The sequence below is a fragment of the Xylophilus sp. GW821-FHT01B05 genome, assembly GCA_038961845.1.
Lineage (GTDB): Bacteria > Pseudomonadota > Gammaproteobacteria > Burkholderiales > Burkholderiaceae_C > Xylophilus.
Genome location: CP152408.1, coordinates 898,453 through 918,064, shown reverse-complemented (window position 1 = coordinate 918,064; position 19,612 = coordinate 898,453). Strand labels below are relative to the sequence as shown.

The 19,612-nt window shown below is 65.7% G+C and carries 18 protein-coding genes, 1 pseudogene and 2 CRISPR repeat arrays; of the genes and pseudogenes, 11 read left to right on the top strand and 8 right to left on the bottom strand.

Features of this window, described 5'->3' with window-relative positions:
* Window positions 1-123: 123 nt before the first annotated feature.
* The 7 genes from csy1 to AAFF27_04355 all read left to right on the top strand — a co-directional run bounded on the left by csy1 (window position 124) and on the right by AAFF27_04355 (window position 7,921).
* Complete coding sequence (csy1, locus tag AAFF27_04385) at window positions 124-1,503, top strand: type I-F CRISPR-associated protein Csy1 (protein ID XAH24438.1); 1,380 nt, start codon at window positions 124-126, stop codon at window positions 1,501-1,503.
* Window positions 1,500-2,561 (top strand): type I-F CRISPR-associated protein Csy2, encoded by a 1,062-nt coding sequence (gene csy2 / locus AAFF27_04380; protein XAH24437.1) that lies wholly within the window; start codon window positions 1,500-1,502, stop codon window positions 2,559-2,561. Before csy1 ends, csy2 begins: the two co-directional genes overlap by 4 nt.
* A gap of 19 nt (window positions 2,562-2,580) precedes the next feature.
* Complete coding sequence (csy3, locus tag AAFF27_04375) at window positions 2,581-3,618, top strand: type I-F CRISPR-associated protein Csy3 (GenBank protein ID XAH24436.1); 1,038 nt, start codon at window positions 2,581-2,583, stop codon at window positions 3,616-3,618.
* A 10-nt stretch (window positions 3,619-3,628) separates the two neighbouring features.
* Complete coding sequence (gene cas6f / locus AAFF27_04370; GenBank protein ID XAH24435.1) at window positions 3,629-4,192, top strand: type I-F CRISPR-associated endoribonuclease Cas6/Csy4; 564 nt, start codon at window positions 3,629-3,631, stop codon at window positions 4,190-4,192.
* A gap of 137 nt (window positions 4,193-4,329) precedes the next feature.
* Window positions 4,330-5,439: a CRISPR direct-repeat array (repeat unit 28 nt; unit sequence GTTCACTGCCGGATAGGCAGCTCAGAAA).
* 110 nt (window positions 5,440-5,549) lie between these two features.
* Complete coding sequence (locus AAFF27_04365; GenBank protein XAH24434.1) at window positions 5,550-5,978, top strand: transposase; 429 nt, start codon at window positions 5,550-5,552, stop codon at window positions 5,976-5,978.
* Window positions 5,979-5,985: 7 nt separating this feature from the next.
* The gene (gene tnpB / locus AAFF27_04360; protein ID XAH24433.1) at window positions 5,986-6,318 is read left to right on the top strand and encodes an IS66 family insertion sequence element accessory protein TnpB; all 333 of its coding nucleotides are present in this window, start codon (window positions 5,986-5,988) and stop codon (window positions 6,316-6,318) included.
* A gap of 82 nt (window positions 6,319-6,400) precedes the next feature.
* Window positions 6,401-7,921 (top strand): IS66 family transposase, encoded by a 1,521-nt coding sequence (locus AAFF27_04355; GenBank protein XAH24432.1) that lies wholly within the window; start codon window positions 6,401-6,403, stop codon window positions 7,919-7,921.
* A 63-nt stretch (window positions 7,922-7,984) separates the two neighbouring features.
* A CRISPR array of direct repeats spans window positions 7,985-8,915; the repeat unit is 28 nt; unit sequence GTTCACTGCCGGATAGGCAGCTCAGAAA.
* A 28-nt stretch (window positions 8,916-8,943) separates the two neighbouring features.
* On the opposite strand, the pseudogene ruvB reads toward AAFF27_04355, so the two are convergent.
* The 3 genes and pseudogenes from ruvB to ruvA all read right to left on the bottom strand — a co-directional run bounded on the left by ruvB (window position 8,944) and on the right by ruvA (window position 12,699).
* A pseudogene (gene ruvB, locus AAFF27_04350) lies at window positions 8,944-9,978 on the bottom strand (Holliday junction branch migration DNA helicase RuvB).
* A gap of 80 nt (window positions 9,979-10,058) precedes the next feature.
* On the bottom strand, window positions 10,059-12,026 hold the full coding sequence (locus tag AAFF27_04345; protein ID XAH24431.1) for a trypsin-like peptidase domain-containing protein: 1,968 nt from the start codon (window positions 12,024-12,026) through the stop codon (window positions 10,059-10,061).
* Between the two features lie 100 nt (window positions 12,027-12,126).
* Entirely contained in the window at window positions 12,127-12,699 is a 573-nt protein-coding gene (gene ruvA / locus AAFF27_04340; GenBank protein XAH24430.1) for a Holliday junction branch migration protein RuvA, read from the bottom strand.
* A gap of 251 nt (window positions 12,700-12,950) precedes the next feature.
* On the opposite strand from ruvA, the gene AAFF27_04335 reads away from it, so the two are divergent.
* Together AAFF27_04335 and ybeY are read left to right on the top strand one after the other, a co-directional pair.
* Window positions 12,951-13,907, top strand: coding sequence for a PhoH family protein (locus tag AAFF27_04335; protein XAH24429.1), 957 nt, complete (start codon window positions 12,951-12,953; stop codon window positions 13,905-13,907).
* A gap of 54 nt (window positions 13,908-13,961) precedes the next feature.
* Window positions 13,962-14,411: an rRNA maturation RNase YbeY gene (ybeY, locus tag AAFF27_04330; GenBank protein XAH24428.1), complete on the top strand. Its 450-nt coding sequence runs from the start codon at window positions 13,962-13,964 to the stop codon at window positions 14,409-14,411.
* Here the strand turns inward: ybeY and dtd are convergent.
* Window positions 14,405-14,851 (bottom strand): D-aminoacyl-tRNA deacylase, encoded by a 447-nt coding sequence (gene dtd / locus AAFF27_04325; protein XAH24427.1) that lies wholly within the window; start codon window positions 14,849-14,851, stop codon window positions 14,405-14,407. The two genes, ybeY and dtd, sit on opposite strands and share 7 nt — an antisense overlap.
* Window positions 14,852-14,942: 91 nt before the next feature.
* Here dtd and AAFF27_04320 point away from each other — a divergent pair, with 91 nt between their 5' ends.
* Both AAFF27_04320 and AAFF27_04315 read left to right on the top strand, forming a co-directional pair.
* Complete coding sequence (locus tag AAFF27_04320) at window positions 14,943-15,425, top strand: FecR domain-containing protein (GenBank protein ID XAH24426.1); 483 nt, start codon at window positions 14,943-14,945, stop codon at window positions 15,423-15,425.
* Window positions 15,422-16,033: an OmpA family protein gene (locus AAFF27_04315; protein XAH24425.1), complete on the top strand. Its 612-nt coding sequence runs from the start codon at window positions 15,422-15,424 to the stop codon at window positions 16,031-16,033. The genes AAFF27_04320 and AAFF27_04315 overlap by 4 nt, the downstream gene beginning before the upstream one ends.
* 85 nt (window positions 16,034-16,118) lie before the next feature.
* On the opposite strand, the gene AAFF27_04310 is transcribed toward AAFF27_04315, so the two are convergent.
* From AAFF27_04310 to dbpA, 4 genes are all read right to left on the bottom strand, one after another.
* On the bottom strand, window positions 16,119-16,826 hold the full coding sequence (locus AAFF27_04310) for an anti-sigma factor (protein XAH24424.1): 708 nt from the start codon (window positions 16,824-16,826) through the stop codon (window positions 16,119-16,121).
* Window positions 16,823-17,386: a sigma-70 family RNA polymerase sigma factor gene (locus AAFF27_04305; protein XAH24423.1), complete on the bottom strand. Its 564-nt coding sequence runs from the start codon at window positions 17,384-17,386 to the stop codon at window positions 16,823-16,825. The genes AAFF27_04310 and AAFF27_04305 overlap by 4 nt, the downstream gene beginning before the upstream one ends.
* Before the next feature lie 103 nt (window positions 17,387-17,489).
* Window positions 17,490-18,065 carry a DUF3455 domain-containing protein gene (locus AAFF27_04300; GenBank protein XAH24422.1) on the bottom strand — a complete coding sequence of 192 codons (576 nt, stop codon included), beginning with the start codon at window positions 18,063-18,065 and terminating at the stop codon, window positions 17,490-17,492.
* A 118-nt stretch (window positions 18,066-18,183) separates the two neighbouring features.
* On the bottom strand, window positions 18,184-19,602 hold the full coding sequence (gene dbpA, locus AAFF27_04295) for an ATP-dependent RNA helicase DbpA (protein XAH24421.1): 1,419 nt from the start codon (window positions 19,600-19,602) through the stop codon (window positions 18,184-18,186).
* Window positions 19,603-19,612 lie beyond the last annotated feature (10 nt).

Genomic DNA, 19,612 nt, shown 5'->3' with positions numbered 1-19,612 from the left:
CCTGTGTTTATCAAACACGAAAAGTTATTACGTTGATCACGGCTTAACCCGTTTTCTCAACGCCCCTGGGCATTGGTTGCTCAGGGGATTCTACTTTCTGCTCGTCAAGAGCAAAGGAATCTTATGTCTGCCCCCCCTTCTTCAGGGCGGCGTGAGCGCGTCCACGCGGCCATTGAAGCGTTCTTGCAAGTACGCTTGGCTACCAAGACCGACAAGCTCCCGCCCGACGACCCTCAACGTACAGCACTGACGGCACAGCATCAGCGCAGTACATGGCTGGCTGACGCGGCTCGCCGTGTGGCGCAGATCCAAGCGGTGACCCATTCGCTCAAGCCCATCCATCCCGATGCGCGGGGCACCAACCTGTATGTTCCGCCCAGCCAGTTGCCTCAGCGCACAGAACTGGGCAGCCACGTACTGGGCCCGCAGTTCGCCAGCGACGTGGTGGGCAACGCCGCCGCGCTCGACGTTTACAAGCTGCTCAAGCTGGACGTGGATGGCCGCACGTTGCTCGAATGGCTGCTGACGGGCGATGCCGACGCGCAGGCCGCATTGAGCGACGATGCCGCGCAGGCCACGGCGTGGCGTGACGCGTTTGTGGGCCTTACTCAACCACGCGGCGATGCGGTCTCCAGCCACACGCAGGCCAAGCAGTTGTACTGGCTGGCCGAAGGCACCGATCCCACATACGACGACGCCTACCATCTGCTGGCTCCGCTGTATGCCAGCTCTCTGGCCCATGCTGCGTTCCTGACACTGCAGGACGACCGCTTTGGCGATGCCAACAAGGAAGCGCGGCAGGCCCGCCGCGACAAACGGGCGCATGGTCGCGCCTACCACGATTACCCCAACCTGGCCGTGCAAAAGCTCGGGGGTACCAAGCCCCAGAACATCTCGCAGCTCAACAGCGAACGGGGCGGCAGCAACTATCTGTTGGGATCGCTGCCACCGTCGTGGAAATCGCAGGACGTGAGCACACCGTGGCACATGGACTCGGTATTCGAGAAGGTGTACGGGTACCGCAAGGAAGTCCGCACCATCGTGCGAGACCTCCTCTATTTTTTGAAATCCGACCCGTCCCCCAACAAAGACACCCGTAACCGGGTGGACGAAGCCATCGAGGCACTGATTGATGAGCTGCTGGAAATGGCCGGCCGATTCCAGCACGGGCTTGAGGCCGGCTGGAGTGCGGACAAGCGCTGCGACTTGCACGAAGCCGAGCGGCTATGGCTGGACCCGGAGCGTGCAGCGCTGGCGGACGAAGCCGACTTTCTTGCCCAGTGGATGCAGCAGGACTGGCCTGCACAGATTGGCCACCGCTTCGGCAACTGGCTCAACAAGCAGTTGGACAACTTGCTGCACGGCAGCGAAGTGACTCAGCGCGAGTGGAAGAAGGCTTTGCTGGTGGACGAGCGCGATACGGGCTGGGCCAGCGAATTGCATGGCATGCGCGGCCGGCTCGGCGCCCCCACCTACATCCCTGCACGGGAGGGAAAAGCATGACTGGCACCACAGCAGTTCTGCCGCACTGTGGGGGCCTACTCGTGCTGCCCCACCTGCGTATCCAGAACGCCAATGCCATATCCAGCCCCATGACGCATGGCTTTCCCGCCATGAGCGCCTTTTTGGGCTTTGCATGGGCGTTGGGGCGCAAATTGGCCGCAGAGAACATTCCACTGCGACCGGTCGGTATTGGCGCCATCTGCCATGCACACCAGGAACAGGTCAACGACGCGGGCTACGTGCGTACTTTCCACCTAAGCCGCAACCCGGTGGGCAAGGATGGAAGCACGGCCGCCATCGTGGAAGAAGGCCGTATCCACCTGGACATCACACTAGTGATTGGTGTCAACGGCAGCCCGTCGGACAACCCTTTGCTGCGGGAGGAAGCTGCGCAAGAAGCACTGGCCCGGCGGGTGGGGGAAATCGTGGCATCCATGCGGGTGGCTGGCGGTAGCGTGCTTCCGCCTGTACGCGGCCCTGGGCGGCGCATCCGCCCTGAGCTGGTTCGCATTGCACAAGACCCGGAAGATGCGGCGAAGCAGTTCAGGGCACTGCGTCGGCAGTGGCTACCGGGCTTCGCGCTGGTCAGCCGCGATGACCTGCTGCAGCAACGCCTGGCCCAGCTTCGCGCCCAGGATCCCCAGGCGCATGCGCTGGATGCATGGCTCGATCTGGCGCGGTTCAACTGGCGGCCACGCCCTGCCTCTGGTGGCGCGCCGCCCCCCGACGGCAAGGTGGAATGGCAGCACGACCATGACGATGGCTGGATCGTGCCTATCCCCGTCGGGTACGGCGCGCTGTCAAGTCTCTACCCCGCCGGAGCCGTTCGCCATGGCCGCGACCAGACCACGCGCATGCGCTTTGTGGAAAGCCTGTACTCCACCGGCCAGTGGATCGCACCACACCGCCTGACGCGACTGGCTGATTTGCTGTGGTACGCCAACCACCAGCCCGATGCCGGCTTGTACCGCTGCCGCAACGACTACCGGCCGCTGGTGCCGGTGCCACAGAACGCACCAACCGGTCATGCGGCCGACGAGCTGCTCTCCTTCAACTGATTTCACGGGACCGACCATCATGGCAACCACCACTTCCCTCAAAACCGCCTCCGTCCTCGCCTTCGAACGCAAGCTAGACCCGTCCGACGCGTTGCTCTTCGCCGGCGCCTGGGCCCATCGCGACGACGCCACCCGCTGGACACCCGTGGCCGTGCGCGAGAAATCCGTGCGCGGCACCATCTCCAATCGCCTCAAAGCCAATCAGCAAGATCCCGCCAAGCTCGATGCCGCCATTCAGAATCCGAATCTGCAAACGGTGGACGTGGCAACCCTTCCCAGCGATGCTGACACCTTGCAGACTCGCTTCACGCTACGTGTGCTGGCCGGCACCGGCACCCCCTCTGCCTGCAATGAGGCCGACTACCGCAAGAAGTTGCTGGAAACAGTACAAGGCTATGTCCAAACGCACAGCTTTACCGAGTTGGCACGGCGCTATGCCACCAATCTGGCCAATGGCCGCTTCCTGTGGCGCAACCGTGTAGGAGCAGAGCAAGTGGAGGTGCGCATTGCCCACTTGGTGGACGGGAAGGCAGCAGCGAGCTGGACCTTCGACGCGTTGGCGCTGTCGCTGCGCGGCTTCGACATGCCGGCTCACCACGGGGCAGCGTTGGCCGAAGTGGCCGCACTGATCGCAAAAGGCCTGTCGGGTACACAACATGTGCTGTTGGAGGTGACGGCTTTCGTACGCTTGGGCGCCGGGCAAGAAGTTTTCCCCTCGCAGGAGCTGATCCTGGATCGCGGGCGTGGCGACAAGAGCAAAACGCTGTACCACGTGAGCGAAATCGCTGCCATTCACTCGCAAAAGATCGGCAATGCTCTGCGCACCATCGACAACTGGTATGCCGGCGCAGGCGAGTTGGGCCCTATCGCGGTAGAGCCCTATGGCTCCGTCACCACGCACGGCAAAGCCTATCGCGTGCCCAAGGGCAATGAAGACTTCTACTCGCTGCTGGACAACTGGATCCTCAAGGACAAGGTGCCCACTGCGGAGCAGCAGCACTTTGTGATTGCCACACTGGTGCGCGGCGGCGTCTTTGGTGACTCCGGCAAGGACTGAGGGGCCAACCATGGACCACTACCTCGACATCCGCCTGCGCCCGGATCCTGAGTTGCCGGCAGTGCAATTGATGGAGACGCTATTCGCCAAACTGCACCGCGCGCTGGTGCAACTGCAGGCCGACGACATCGGCATCAGCTTTCCGCAGTTCGACGCCCAGCGCATCACGCTAGGCGATAGCCTGCGCCTGCACGGTACGCAGAAGAGGCTGCAAGTGCTATCTACCCAAGACTGGTTGCAAGGCATGCAGGATCACGTCATTTCGTCCCCGGCGCGGCCTGCGCCGGAGAACGCCCGGCACCGCATCGTCCGCCGGGTGCAAGCACATTCCAGTGCCGATCGCATCCGCCGGCGACAGATGCGCCGCAAGGGATGGACCTATGAAGAGGCGTGCCAGCACATCCCGGACACGGTAGAACGCTTGCTGCCACTGCCCCACGTCCACCTACGCAGCAGCAGTACAGGCCAGAACTTTGCACTGTTCATTGAGCATCTGGCAGTGCAGGCCGCCCCGGTGGGCGGGAAATTCTCAGCCTACGGACTGAGCCCCAACGCCACCGTTCCCTGGTTCTGATTTCTTGACCCTTTTTTCGGCCGATACGAGAAGTTCAATAAAAACAAGGACTTATAGATCCCGCGGGTGAAAGGGGGAAACCTGGAGATTTCCAATATTTCCTTTTCTAGTCAATGGCTTGCGGGTTTTCCTGTCTAGTTCACTGCCGGATAGGCAGCTCAGAAATGGCCGGGGCCAAGATCGAGGCCTGAGCATGCGTTCACTGCCGGATAGGCAGCTCAGAAAACCTGCGCCAGCGGGCTTCGAAGTGCGCCCGCGTTCACTGCCGGATAGGCAGCTCAGAAATGCTCGGCAAAGGGTAGAGAACCGTAGGCGGCGTTCACTGCCGGATAGGCAGCTCAGAAAAGCAGGCAGTCCTGCAACGTCGCGGCATCCAGGTTCACTGCCGGATAGGCAGCTCAGAAAGCCAGCCCAGGCTGCAGCGCGCCGTGGTGATGGTTCACTGCCGGATAGGCAGCTCAGAAAGCCACCGCCACCAAAACCCAACATGTTCAAGAGTTCACTGCCGGATAGGCAGCTCAGAAAAAGGGTCGAACGCGTGCCCTGATATTCGAGATGTTCACTGCCGGATAGGCAGCTCAGAAAAGTACGACGGCCACGCCAACACCCTGGCACTGCGTTCACTGCCGGATAGGCAGCTCAGAAATGCCCTGGCCGTCGACGCCTCCATCGTGGACGGTTCACTGCCGGATAGGCAGCTCAGAAACGCGCCGCACCGCTCCCCACCCCCTCCACCATGTTCACTGCCGGATAGGCAGCTCAGAAAATTTCCAGCGCAGACGAACGCGAGACGCAGAAGTTCACTGCCGGATAGGCAGCTCAGAAATTTGCACGCTGCGTCGCGGCGATTTCATTCATGTTCACTGCCGGATAGGCAGCTCAGAAATAGAGTGCTTGCCATGCCCAAACATTCGAACTGTTCACTGCCGGATAGGCAGCTCAGAAAACTCATCGCGCTACCAACCAGGCCCGCGCCCGGTTCACTGCCGGATAGGCAGCTCAGAAAACCCGCGCCAGCGCAGAAGGCCTGGCTGCGCGGTTCACTGCCGGATAGGCAGCTCAGAAACGCCCGAGCGGCCCGATCCACCGATACCGGGCAGTTCACTGCCGGATAGGCAGCTCAGAAAAAACGGCGCAGACCATCGGCGACGCCATGAATGTTCACTGCCGGATAGGCAGCTCAGAAAGTGCTCGGCGTCAAACTCCGAGTGACGCTTGTGTTCACTGCCGGATAGGCAGCTCAGAAATGTCTGCGCGTTGCCCGCGGCGATCCCTTCGTAAGCGGCTGGCGAACCCATCTTGAATGAGGTGGTGAGGCTGAGCAAGATCGTGTGCACGCAACATTGGCGTGGACACGATGCTCAAAGACCCTCAGACACCGCGCTATGCGCAGCGGCGTACGCACCGCACCTATACCCCGCAGTTCAAGGCCGAACTGGTGGCCGCCTGCCGACAGCCCGGGACGTCCATTGCTGCGGTAGCCCTGCAACATGGCATGAACGCCAACGTACTGCACCGCTGGCTCAAGGAATGGGCGCAGGGACTTCACCGTCTTGAAGTTGGCGTCAGCACTGCGGTCGTTGCTTCCCAACCCCCGGCCTTTATCCCCATCGAGCTGAGCGTAGTACCGCCGGCGTCTACTGGGGAGCTACCATCAGCGCCCTTGCCAACGTCAGCGGACGGCATCCGCATCGAATGCCAGCGCCCCGGCATGTCCGTGACCGTGCACTGGCCCTTATCCGCTGCTACCGAGTGCGCCCAGATGCTGCGCGAATTACTGCGGTGATCCGCACATGATCAGGATTGACGCGGCTTGGCTGGCCACCACCCCGCTGGATATGCGCGCAGGCACCGACACCGCGCTGGCGCGGGTGATCGCCACCTTCGGCTCTGCCCAGCCGCACCACGCTTACGTCTTTGCCAACCAGCGCGCCAATCGCCTGAAGGTGCTAGTGCACGACGGCGTGGGACTGTGGCTGGCTGCGCGCCGACTGCACCAGGGCAAGTTCGTCTGGGCACCGGCAGGCAGTCCGAACGTGGCGTTGGAACACGCCCAGCTCAACGCCCTGGTGCTGGGCCTGCCCTGGCAGCGTGTGGGCTCGCAAGGTGCCATCACCGTGGTCTGAATCGTCGGCGTAGGGGCGTGGCCGTGGCAATCGGGAGATGCGTCAATGGCCGGACCCAGGGTGAGCGGGCACACTGCCAGCCATGGTGATCGACGAGCAGGCCCTGAGCGAACTGGACGCAGAGCAACTGCGCGAAGTGACCCAGCGCCTGCTGGCCGAACTGCGTCACCAGCGCGCGCTCAACGAGAAGCTCACCTATGAGTGCGCGCTGCTCAAGCAGTTGAAGTTCGCCGCCCAATCCGAGCGGCACAGCGCCGATCAGAGGAGCCTGCTGGAAGAAGAGCTCGACAGCGATCTGGCCGCCGTCTCTCACGAGATCGAGCAGTTACGAGCGGCTCAACCTGCCACCGACAAACAGCAGCCCAAGCGCACGCCGCTGCCGGCGAACCTGCCCAGGCGCGAGATCCTCCATGAACCCGAATCCACCACCTGCGGCACGCTCGGTTGCGGCTGTCAGCTCAAGCGCATCGGCCAGGACGTGGCCGAGAAGCTGGACTACGTGCCCGGCGTCTTCACGGTGGAGCGCCACATCCGTGGCAAGTGGGCCTGCGCCCAGTGCCAGACGATCACCCAGGCGCCGGTGGGCGCCCACGTCATCGACAAAGGCATCCCGACAGCCGGCCTGCTGGCCCAGGTGCTGGTGGCCAAGTACGCCGATCACCAGCCCTTGTACCGGCAGGAGAACATCTTTGGTCGCGCCGGTCTGGCGATTCCAAGATCCACCTTGGCGCAATGGGTGGGCACCTGCGGTGCGCGGCTGCAACCGCTGGTCGATGCCCTGAAGGCCGAGGTGCTCGGCCACCGGGTGTTGCACGGTGATGAGACCCCGGTGGCCATGCTCAAGCCGGGCAACGGTAAAACGCACCGGGCCTACCTGTGGGCGTATGCCCCAGGAGCGTTTGAAGCCACGCGTGCCGTGGTCTATGACTTCTGCGAGTCACGCGCCGGGGAACATGCCCGCATCTTCCTGGGGGACTGGCGCGGCAGTCTGATCTGCGACGACTACGCCGGGTACAAAGCCAGCTTTGCTCAAGGCGTGACGGAGGCCGGCTGCCTGGCGCATGCCCGGCGCAAGTTCTTCGAGCTGCACGCGGCGGGCAAGAGCCAGATCGCCGAATTGGCCCTGGCGCAGTTCGCCCGGGTCTATGAGATCGAACGGCAAGCTCAGAGCCTAGCGGCACCAGAGCGGCTGCAGGTACGCCAGCAATACAGCCGACCGATACTGGATGCCTTGCATCAATGGATGGTGCTGCAGCGCCAGCAGGTGGCGGGCAACTCGGCGACGGCCAAGGCACTGGACTACAGCCTCAAAAGATGGGCTGCGCTCACGCGCTTCGTCGATGACCCGCAGCTGCCGGCGGATAACAATTGGATCGAGAATCAGATCCGGCCCATTGCCCTTGGGCGCTCGAACTGGTTGTTTGCCGGTAGCCTGCGCGCGGGCCAGCGGGCAGCTGCCGTGATGAGCCTGATCCAGTCGGCGCGCATGAACGAGCATGACCCGTATGCCTACCTCAAGGATGTGCTGACCCGGCTGCCCACGCACAAGGCCGGCCGCATCGATGAGCTGCTGCCACATCGCTGGCAACCTGCCAGCATCTGATCATCAGCCATGACCGCCAGCGGCGGTCAACATGGGTTTGCCGCGCGCTTACATCCCTTCGGCGTTCACTGCCGGATAGGCAGCTCAGAAAGCCCAGAGCCAGAACTTCTACACCAACCAGCGGTTCACTGCCGGATAGGCAGCTCAGAAACGTTGGATACATGCGGTCCAACTGGCCCGGATGTTCACTGCCGGATAGGCAGCTCAGAAAAAACCCTCGGTCTCAAAAACGGCCATGTTTGAGTTCACTGCCGGATAGGCAGCTCAGAAAAGCCGTTGGGCGGGTAGTGGATTTGCCACCACGTTCACTGCCGGATAGGCAGCTCAGAAAACGACGCATGCAATAGCCCGCGCGCGCGCAAAGTTCACTGCCGGATAGGCAGCTCAGAAATCTCCAGCCGCGCCATCATCGGCACGTTTTACGTTCACTGCCGGATAGCCAGCTCAGAAACAGGAAGGCCGCAAGGCGCGGCGCCGTATCGATGTTCACTGCCGGATAGGCAGCTCAGAAAGTATGCAGCATTGCCCAGCTCCACCGCCTTGTCGTTCACTGCCGGATAGGCACCTCAGAAAGCATCGAATTCATCTGGACGGAGTAAGCATGGGTTCACTGCCGGATAGGCAGCTCAGAAATGCGGGACATCGGTGAAACCCGATCAGTCGCCGTTCACTGCCGGATAGGCAGCTCAGAAATCAACCACCAGCGCCTCGCGGGCAATCTCCTGGGTTCACTGCCGGATAGGCAGCTCAGAAAAACTCGCTGCGCTGGGAGCTAACCCCGCGTTTGTTCACTGCCGGATAGGCAGCTCAGAAATGCTGCATCTGCAGGGCCTCGGCCTGAGCCTGGTTCACTGCCGGATAGGCCGCTCAGAAACTGCCCACCGCCGCCGCCAAAAATCCCCGCAGGTTCACTGCCGGATAGGCAGCTCAGAAAATCTCCAGCCAACACTGCCTCGACGACGGCATGTTCACTGCCAGATAGGCAGCCCAGCTCATCCCCCAAACAAATCCACCCCACCCTGCGGCGGCGCCACGCCCAGGTGCTTGAACGCCGCCAGCGTGGCGATGCGTCCGCGTGGGGTGCGCTGCAGGTAGCCTTGCTGGATCAGGTAGGGCTCGATCACGTCTTCGATGGTGCCGGCCTCTTCGCCGATGCTGGCCGCGATGTTGTCCAGGCCTACCGGGCCGCCGTCGAAGCGGTGGATCACGGCTTCCAGCAGCTTGCGGTCCATCACGTCGAAGCCTTGCGGGTCTACGTCAAGCATGGCCAGCGCGCGGTTGGCGATGTCCTTGTCGATGCGGCCGTCGCCCTTTACGTCTGCGTAGTCGCGCACGCGGCGCAGCAGGCGGTTGGCGATGCGCGGCGTGCCGCGGCTGCGGCGGGCGATCTCAAAGCCGCCCTCTTCGTCCGTGGGCACGTTGAGCAGGCCGGCGCTGCGCTTGACGATGCGCGCCAGCTCTTCGGCGGTATAGAACTCCAGCCGCGCGACGATGCCAAAACGGTCGCGCAGCGGGTTCGTGAGCATGCCGGCGCGGGTGGTGGCACCCACCAGGGTGAAGGGCTGCAGGTCGAGCTTGATGCTGCGCGCGGCGGGGCCTTCGCCGATCATGATGTCGATCTGGTAGTCCTCCAGCGCGGGGTAGAGGATTTCTTCCACTACCGGGCTCAGGCGGTGGATCTCGTCGATGAAGAGCACATCGTTCTTCTCGAGATTGGTCAGCAGCGCGGCCAGGTCCTTGGGCTTTTCCAGCACCGGGCCGCTGGTCTGGCGCAGGTTCACGCCCAGCTCGGCCGCGATGATGTGGCTGAGCGTGGTCTTGCCCAGGCCGGGCGGGCCGAACAGCAGCACATGGTCCAGTGCCTCGCCGCGCTTGCGTGCGGCGCCGATGAAGATGTCGAGCTGCTCGCGCACCTTGGCCTGGCCGATGTATTCGTCCAGCAGCTTGGGGCGCAGCGCGCGCTCGATCGCCTCTTCCTGGGGAGAGGCGGGCGCGGCAGAGACCACGCGCCGGGCGGGTGCCGGCGCGGGGGCGAAGTCGTCGGTCTGGATGGTCATGGCACGGGCGGGGCGGGCTACTCGGGGCAGCCGGCCACTATACCGAGGCTGACACCCTGCCCTCACCCATGCCGGAAAACTTACTGCGCCGTCCAGGCGTAGTAGCCGACGCCTTCGTAGTTAAAGGCGGAATAGTTCTGCTGCACGTAGTCCCGCTCGGCCTGGTTGATGGTGTAGAAGTGCGTGGCCGAGCCGGTGTTGTAGAAGCGGTAGACCGCCTGCGCACCATTGCCCTCGCCGGTCTGCGCATACCAGGCCGGGCCTTCGTATGCATATTCGGGGTAGGTCGCCACCACGTAGTCGCGCTCGCTGGCGGAGATGGTGAAGAAGTGCGCCCCGGTGCGGGTGTTGAAGAAACGGTAGACCGGCGACAGGCCTGAACCCGTGTTGGCATAGGCATAGAAGGCCGGGCCCTCATAGCTGAAAGCCGAATAGTTGGCGATGACGTAGTCGCGCTCGGCCGCGTTGGTGGTGTAGAAGTGGGCGCGCGTGCTGCCGTTGTAGAAGCGGTAGACCGGAGTGCGCGTGGCCGTGGTCGTCGCTGCGGGCACCGGGTTGAGCCACTGGCTCAGTGCCGCGTTGTAGGCAACGTCCAGGCGGCCGTAGATGTTCGAGCCGCTGGGCAAGCTGCAACTGGCGCTGCCGCCATAGAGCTGGCCGACCAGGTAGCGCTTGCCACCAATGACCGAGAACAGGCCCGAGCCGCTGCTGCCCGACTCGGTGGTGCCCGAGGTCCAGATGGCGTTGAGGTAGTTGCCGGTCTGCGACGTGGCGGGGTAGCAAGAGAACCTCAGCCCCGTGCCGCAGCTCAGGAAGGACTGCAGATAGCCGCTGGTGAACTTCTGCAGGTCGCCCTCCGGATGGTGCACGCTGACGGCGGAGGTGTTCAGCGACTGGACGCTGGACGACCAACCCGCATACACCACGCCGGCCGGCGGCTGGGCGTTCAAGCGCAGAAAAGCCGTGTCGGTATCGGACGTGGCGTAGAGCAGTGCCGCACCGCCGGTCAAGGTGCGGACGCTGGCGCTGGTAACCAGGCGCCCGCAAGACGCCGCGCGATAGAACCAATTGGTGGTCAGGGTCGAGGCGGTCGACTGGTTCGAGATGCAGTGGTTGGCCGTGAGCAGATAGGGAATGCCGCTGGCCGCGCTGTCGGCCACCAGGGTGCCGGTGCACAGGTAGCTGCCGCCATCGCTGGAGTCGACAAAGGACAGCCGCGCCGTGGCATTGCTCTGGTCGTCGTTGCCGCTGGTGCAGGTCACGTCGATCTCGCAGCTGGCCGATTGGCCGATCTTGGCCAGGTTGACCTCGCTGTCAGCCGCCGAGGCATACAGGTGCGAGAGCCGCGGCACCGACAGCTCCACCGCCGATGGCTTGGCCCCGGCAGGCAGCAGGATTTCCACGGTGGCTTCCTCGCCGGTGACGGCGGGCGCCCACCAGGTGCGGGCGGCGTCGCCGCTGTCGCCAGCGTCCAGGTTGCGCTGGATGGTGGCCAGAACTTCACGGCCCGACACTTCGTAGGCGGTGTCGGCCTTCTGGGCGTAGATGCGCAGCACGGCATCGGTAGGCAGCTGGCGCACCAGCAGGCCCAGGCGCAGCTCAACCGCGCCGGGCGAGGTAAAGCTCAGCGCCGCGATCTGCCCGCCGCCGGCGGCAGGCGACCAGCGCAGGCGGCTGCGGGTGCCGGCGCTGTCGGCGGTCTCAGACAGGACACGGCCCACGCCGATGCGGCGGGGCGTACCCGGCACCGGTGCTTCAGCGGCGGCGCGGGCGGTGGATAGCGGTTGCAGCGCAACGGCGCTGGCCCGTGGCGCAGCGCGGAGGCTGCGCGCACGCGGGGCGTGCAGCTCGGACGCGCCGGCATCGGTCTGCACGAAGGATTCCGCGCGGTCGACCGCCACATGCGGTGTGGCCGGCGATGTTGCCTCTGGGGCGCTTTGTGCCGCCAGGCTGGTTGCGGTGCCTGCACCGTCTCCGCCGCCACCGCATGCAGCCAGCACGCCGGCCAGTACCCCTGTCGCCCACCATTGCCCAAACCTGCGCAGCATTGTTCTCTCCCTTCAAATGAAGACAGAAATGTACACAATTTGAAACAACCAACCATGAAACCCGCGCCCTACAGGCGCGGACAGCATCGCCGCAAACGCCCTACTTTGCCAGTGCTTTCAGCGCCAGCTTGATGCCCTCGCTCACGCCCACCTCTGGCGGCAAGGCCTTGAGGGCGGCGCTGGCCTCACGGTCGCTGTAGCCCAGGGCCACCAGGGCTTGCAGGATGTCGATCTGGGCGTCGTTGGCGGCGTCGGCGCGCACGCCGATGTCAGCGCCGAGCTTGCCCTTGAGCTCCAGCAGCAGGCGCTCGGCGGTCTTCTTGCCGATGCCGGGCACCTTGACCAGGCGGCCGGCCTCTTGCAGCGAGACCACCTGGGCCAGCTCGGGCACGCTCATGCCCGACAGCACCGACAGCGCCATGCGCGGGCCTATGCCCGATATCTTCACCAGCAGCCGGAAAGCATCGCGCTCCTGTGCCGTGAGAAAGCCGTAGAGCAGCTGCGCATCCTCACGCACCACGAAGTGGGTGAGCAAAGTCACCCGCTCGCCGGTGGCGGGCAGGTTGTAGAAAGTGCTCATGGGCACATCCACCTCGTAGCCCACGCCTTGCACGTCCAGCACCACCTGCGGCGGGTTCTTCTCGGCGAGCACGCCTTGCAGGCGGCCGATCATGGGCGGGCTCCTGGTGTGGGAGCGAAGCGGGGGGAGGAATGGGGCATCAGCATGGGGGCATGTTAGCGGCGTGCGCCCCATAAAGAGACAGAAGGCCGCGGAGCAGGCCATGCCAAGACATCCGCGGAGCCGGCTCCGCCGGGCCGCCGGATGTGCCCCCTCGAAGGGGGGAGGCGGAGCGACACGCAGTGCGCGCAGCCTGGGGGTGGGCTCGTTCTGGTGACAATAGGCGCCTACCTGCCGCCACTCCAATGATCGTCCGCCACACCTTCACCCCCCTCAACAACAACCGCCTGTCGCATCTGTGCGGCCCGACCGATGCGCACTTGCGCAGCATCGAGGCGGCGCTGGATGTCTCCATTGCCCACCGGCACGAGCAGTTCAAGGTGGATGGCCCCAAGGCCAAGGCGAACCAGGCGCTGGAGCTGCTGCAGGCGCTGTATGAACTGGCCGACCGCCCGATCGAGCCGCGCACGATACAGCTGATGCTGGCCGGCGACAGCGGCATGGGCGAGGACGGCGGCTCGCCGCTGGCCACGCGCCGCACCGACCTGCGCGCGCGCACCCCGACCCAGGCGCTGTACCTGGACAACATCGCCAACCACGACATCACCTTTGGCATCGGCCCGGCCGGCACCGGCAAGACCTACCTGGCGGTGGCCTGCGCGGTCGATGCGCTGGAGCGCAACGCGGTGCAGCGCATCGTGCTCACACGCCCGGCGGTAGAGGCCGGCGAACGCCTGGGCTTTCTGCCGGGCGACCTGAACCAGAAGGTGGACCCGTATCTGCGCCCGCTCTACGACGCGCTGTACGACCTGATGGGCTTTGACCGCGTGGTCAAGGCCTTCGAGCGCAACGCGCTGGAGATCGCGCCGCTGGCCTTCATGCGCGGGCGCACGCTCACCAATGCCTTCGTCATCCTGGACGAGGCGCAGAACACCACGGCCGAGCAGATGAAGATGTTCCTGACCCGCATCGGCTTTGGCGCGCGCGCGGTGGTGACCGGCGACGTGAGCCAGATCGACCTGCCCAAGGGCGCCATGAGCGGCCTGGTCGAGGCCGAGCGGGTGCTGCAGCGGGTCAAGGGCATCGCCGTGACCCGCTTCACCACCGCCGACGTGGTGCGCCACCCGCTGGTGGCGCGCATCGTCGATGCCTATGACGCCGCCAGCCGGCCAGCCGCCGCGCGCAAGCGCAGTGCGGCCTGATATCAAAAATAATAGCTATAAGCCCAGGATCCACCTGGGCTAGAGCCATATTTCATGCTGAATGACCTGACCCTATCCCTGCAGTTCGCCCGCTTCCCCGAGGCGGCCCTGCACCGCGCCGCGCTGCCGCGGCACAAGGTGGCGCGTTGGATTCGCCACGCGCTGGAAGCCGATGGCGAGATCACCGTGCGCATCGTCGATGCCGAAGAAGGCCAGGCGCTCAACCGCGACTACCGTGGCAAGGACTACGCCACCAATGTGCTGACCTTCGACTACACGCAGGCGCCCTTCGTCACCGCCGACCTGGTGCTGTGCGCGCCAGTGATTGCGCGCGAGGCCAAGGAGCAGCGCAAGACGCTGCAGGCCCACTACGCGCACCTGCTGGTGCACGGCACCTTGCACGCGCAAGGCTGGGACCACGAGACCGGCGAGGAAGACGCCGAGGCCATGGAAGCGCGCGAGATCGAGATCCTGGCGGGCCTGGGCTACAAGAGCCCCTACTGAGGCCGCACCGTCAGCGGAATCGTCACCGGCCCGTCGTTGGTCAGCTGCACCTGCATGTCTGCGCCAAAACGGCCTGTTTGCACCGGCGCGTGTGCGGCCTGTGCGCGCTGCACGAAGTAGTCGTACAGCCGCTGGCCGTCCGCAGGCGCGGCAGCGTTGGAGAAACCCGGCCGCGTGCCGCTGGAGGTATCGGCTGCCAGCGTGAACTGGCTGACGACGAGCAGGCCCCCTGCCACATCCTGCACGCTGCGGTTCATCTTGCCGGCGTCGTCGCCAAAGATGCGCAGCTTCAACAGCTTGGCCAGCAGCCGGTCCGCCTCGGACTCGGTATCGCCACGCTCGGCGCAGAGCAACACCAGCAGGCCGGCGCCGATCTCGCCCACCGTCTCGCCCGCGATGCGCACGCGGGCCTCCGACACCCGCTGCAGCAGCGCGATCACGGCAGCAGGCCCGGCCGCGCCGGATGTAACGAAAGAGCCGGAATGTCGATTTGCCTTAGCATGCGCGGTTTCCTGTCCTGGAAGAAAAAGAATGAAGACTACAGGCATCCGCACTGCGGCTGTGCTGCTCATGCTGTGGGCCATGGCCATCCCCGCGAGGGCCGCAGAGCCGGCTGCGCGCGCCGGCACCGTGAAGTTGGTCAATGGCAGCGTGGTCGTGCAAAACAGCAATGGCGAGCGCGCCCTGCAGTCGGGCGATGCGCTGACTGCGGCCGACCGCATCGTGACGGGCGCCGACAGTTCGGCCAGCGTGGTGCTGCGCGACGGCACGGTGATGGTGATCGGCCCCGGCAGCCGCCTGGAGCTGAAGGCCTTCAGCTTCGACTCCACCACGCATGAGGGCAACCTGGCGGTATCGGTGCTGCGCGGCACCATGCGCATGGTCACCGGCCTGATCGGCAAGACCCGGCACGACGCGGTCAAGGTCGACACGCCGACCTCGACCGTAGGCATCCTCGGCACCGATTTCATCGTGGAGGTCGAGGAGCCGGCAGCCGCAGGAAAACTGCAGTGAGGCCTGCGCGGGCCAAGGCGCTGGCCGCTGCGGCCTTGGTGGCTGCGCTGGGCGGCTGTGCCAGCCCCCCCGGCCCGACCACACGCGTGCTGCTGCTGCCGCAGGCCGATGGATCGGCCTCGGCCGTGGTACTGCGCTCGGGCGGCACCGAGCAAAAGCTGGACACCCCGTTCGAGCGCGCCAGCGCCGCCGCAGGCCAGGCCCCGCGCACCGACCAATTGCCGGCCGACACGGTGCAACGCAGCTATGCGCCGTTGTTCGCCACCGCGCCGCCGGCCAGCCAGCGCTTCGTGCTGTACTTCCAGTTCGGCACCACCCAGCTCACGCTGGAATCGGCCCACACCCTCAGCGCCATCCTGGACGCCGCCACCCAGCATCCGGGCGGCGAGATTCTGGTGATCGGCCACACCGACACCCTGGGCACGCTGGAGCTGAACGACCGGCTGTCACTGCAGCGCGCCAACGAGGTGCGCGACATGCTGATCGCCCGCCAGTTCCCGGCCGAGCGCCTGGAGGCCTCGGGCCGCGGCAAGCGCGACCCGGCGGTGCCCACACGCGACGCCGTGGCCGAGCAGCGCAACCGGCGCGTCGAAATCATCGTGCGCTAAAGCCCACTACGTATTTGATAGCTATAAGCCCAGGCCCCACCTGGGCTAAAGGCCCATTTGACCCATAATTTTGTAAGCAAGCGGCTCAGGTGACTTTCACCGCGCGGCCGATGAACTGGATCGGCCCGGTCGGGCGGTCCAGCGGCGAGCCACCGGCGGGCTCCAGCGTCAGTTCGAACAACTGGTTGGGCTCCAGCGGCGGCAGCTGGTCCAGCGGCACGTGGATCACCTGGCCCGGCTGCACCAGGCCCAGCGACTTGGGGCCAGACCAGCCGTCGGCCTTGGTCCAGAACTGCAGCGTCTTCTCCGCCGGCACCGCCGTGGTGGCCAGCGGGATCAGGTCCAGCGTCTGTGGCGAGCGCGCCTGCACCACCCAGCCCGGCGCCTTGTCTTGTGGCGCGACCAGCACCACCAGGTACTGCGGCGTGGCGGGCGGCACGGCCATCTGCCGCAGCAGCACCGCCGCCAGGATGGCCGCAAGGGCAAAACCGGCGCCGGCCATGCCGCGCCACAGGAACAGGCTGCTCCACCAGTCGCGCACGCGGTGGACGGGTGCCGGCGCGCCCACGCTACGCGCAATGCGGCCCCACAACGGCGCCGAGGGCTCCACCGCCGGCGCCAACGCCGTCAGCGGCAGCAAGCGCGCTTCCCAGGCGTCCACCGCGGCACGCAGCGCGGGCTCTTGCGCCATGCGCGCCTCGACCTCGCGCCGGCGCGCGGCGGGCAGCGTGCCCAGCACGTAGTCGCCGGCCAGTGCCTGCAGTGCTTCAGGAGTATTGGTTGTGGTGCTCATGCCATGCATTCCCGCAGCGCGCCCATGCCACGCTGGATCCAGGCCTTGACGGTGCCCAGCGGCGTCTTCAGGCGCGCCGCGATCTCGCCGTGCGAACAACCTTCCACATAGGCATACAGGATGCAATCGCGCCGCGCCGGCGCCAGTTGCGTCAGGCAATCGTGCAGGCGGCCCAGGTCGGCATGCAGCTCGAAGGCATCGCCGGCCCGGTAGGCCTGCAGCGCGGCCTCGTCATCCACCGCGGCGGCGGCGTCTTCGTCCAGCGCCACCTCGCGCGCGCCGTCGCGCACATGGTTCAGCGCCGCATGCCGCACCACGCTGTAGATCCAGCCGCGGCCATCGCCGCGCTGCGGATCAAAGCTGGCGGCGCGGCTCCAGATGGCGACGAAGGCGTCGTGCAGCACGTCTTCTGCCTGCTGGCGCTCGCGCACGATGCGCAGCGCCACACCCAGCAGAAAGCGCGCCTCGCGCTGGTAGATGCGCTGCAGCGCCAGGCGGTCGCCGCGGGCACAGGCCTGCAGCGCAGCGTTGTGGTCGAAGGCGTCGTCGGTGATGGGCACGGTCGGCGGCGGCGTCGGAAGGAATCGGCCCTGCGCCACGCGTGGGCGGCAGGGGGCGAGTCCGCCGATGGTAGCCGCCCCCAGCTTTCAAACGGGTCTGCAATCAGGCGGGCTTCCAGAAGATGTAGTCGGCCTGGTACTTGACGATGGTCTTCTGGCCCTTGTTGCTCGCGCCGCAAGGCAGCGCCGCAGGCGCCACACCGCCCTGCAGGGCCACGCGCTGGATGTAGGTGACGCCCGTCAGCGCGCCACTGCCCACGGCCGGGTTGGCCTTGACCAATTGATAGGGCAGGCTGCCCGGGCTGGATGGCGCCACGGCCAGTTGCGTGGCCGTGAGCTTGGAGCCGTCTTGCGCCTCCCAGGTGGCGGGCGGGCCGTAGTAGCGGCCGACCTGCTTGCCGCTGCGGTCCTTCAGCACGGCGTCCGGGCCGATAAAGACCCATTCCGTCTGGCCCGGCGCATTGGCCTTGTCGCGGCATTCATAGGTGATGTCGCCGCTGCCCACGGTTTCCCAGGCCACCTTGTGGCCATCGGGCACCTGGATCGTGGGCGGCAGGCTGGCCTGCGAATAGCTGCTGGCCCGCGTCGTGGGGTTCATGGAGCCGCAGGCGGCGAGCAGCGCGGCGGCAGACACCGTGCCAAGGACGGCGGCAGAGCGGGACAGGGACGAGCGTTGCATGGTCTTCTCCAGAGGGTTGATGGTGCAGCGGCAATCTCTGCCGCTGTGGGTACTACCCGCGAGCGGGCCCTCTGGATGCAGTGGCGCGAAAAATATTTGCGCGGCACTGCTGCACGGCCTACTCCAGCAGCCGCACCTTGACGCTCTTGCCCTTGATGCGCCCCGCCGACAGGCGCTTGACCGCCTCACGCGCAATGCCGCGCGACACCGCCACGTAGGTGGAGAAGTCATTCACGCTGATCTTGCCGACCTGCTCCTTGGCAAAGCCGGCATCGCCGGTGAGTGCGCCCAGCACGTCGCCGGCGCGGATCTTTTCCTTGCGGCCGCCGGATATCTGCAGCGTGGCCATGGGCGGCACCAGCGGCGCGCCGCCGGCGGGGGTCAGCTCGGCCAGCGCATGCCAATCCGATTCACGGCCCTGCAATTGCTCGATCTTGCCGACGCTGCCCATCTCGTTCAGGCTGGCCAGGTTCAGTACCAGGCCTTCGGCGTCGCCACGGCCGGTGCGGCCGATGCGGTGGATGTGCACTTCAGAATCAGGCGTGGTGTCGACATTGATCACCGCTTCAAGCTGGGCAATGTCCAGCCCGCGCGCGGCCACGTCGGTCGCCACCAATACCGAGCAACTGCCGTTGGCGAACTGCACCAGCACCTGATCGCGGTCGCGCTGCTCCAGCTCGCCGTGCAGCGCCAGCGCCACGATGCCTTGCGCCTGCAGCACGTCAGACAGGTCTCGGCACTGCTGCTTGGTATTGCAGAAGGCCAGCGTGCTGGCCGGGCGGAAGTGGTCCAGCAGCAGCGACACGGTGTGCAGGCGCTCGCTGTCGCGCACCTCGTACCAGTACTGGCGGATCTTGGCCGCACTGTGCTGCGCCTTGACCGTCACCTGCTGCGGGTCGCGCATGAACTTCTGCGCGAGCTGGGCGATGCCCTCGGGGTAGGTGGCGGAGAACAGCAGCGTCTGGCGGTTCACCGGGCATTGCTTGGCCACCTTGGCGATGTCATCGACAAAGCCCATGTCCAGCATGCGGTCGGCCTCGTCCAGCACCAGGGTGTTGAGCGCGGACAGGTCCAGGTGGCCGCGGTCCAGGTGGTCCATGATGCGGCCGGGCGTGCCGACCACGATGTGGGCGCCGTGCTCCAGGCTGGCGGTCTGCGCGCGCAGCGGCACGCCGCCGCAGAGCGTGACCAGCTTCACGTTGTCTTCGGCGCGGGCCAGGCGGCGGATCTCGGTGCTGACCTGGTCGGCCAGCTCGCGCGTGGGGCACAGCACCAGCGCTTGTATGGCAAAGCGGCGCGGGTTGAGCTGGGCCAGCAGCGCCAGGCCAAAGGCGGCCGTCTTGCCGCTGCCGGTGGCGGCCTGGGCAATGATGTCCTTGCCCAGCAACGCGGGCGGCAAGCTGGCGGCCTGGATCGGCGTCATGCTGCGGTAACCCAGCGCCTCCAGGTTGGCCAGCACGTGCGGCGCCAGTGCCAGGCGTGAGAAATCAGAAGCCCCTGCCGCAGCGGCGGGGGAGGAATCGCGGGTATCGTTCATCGTCCGATTA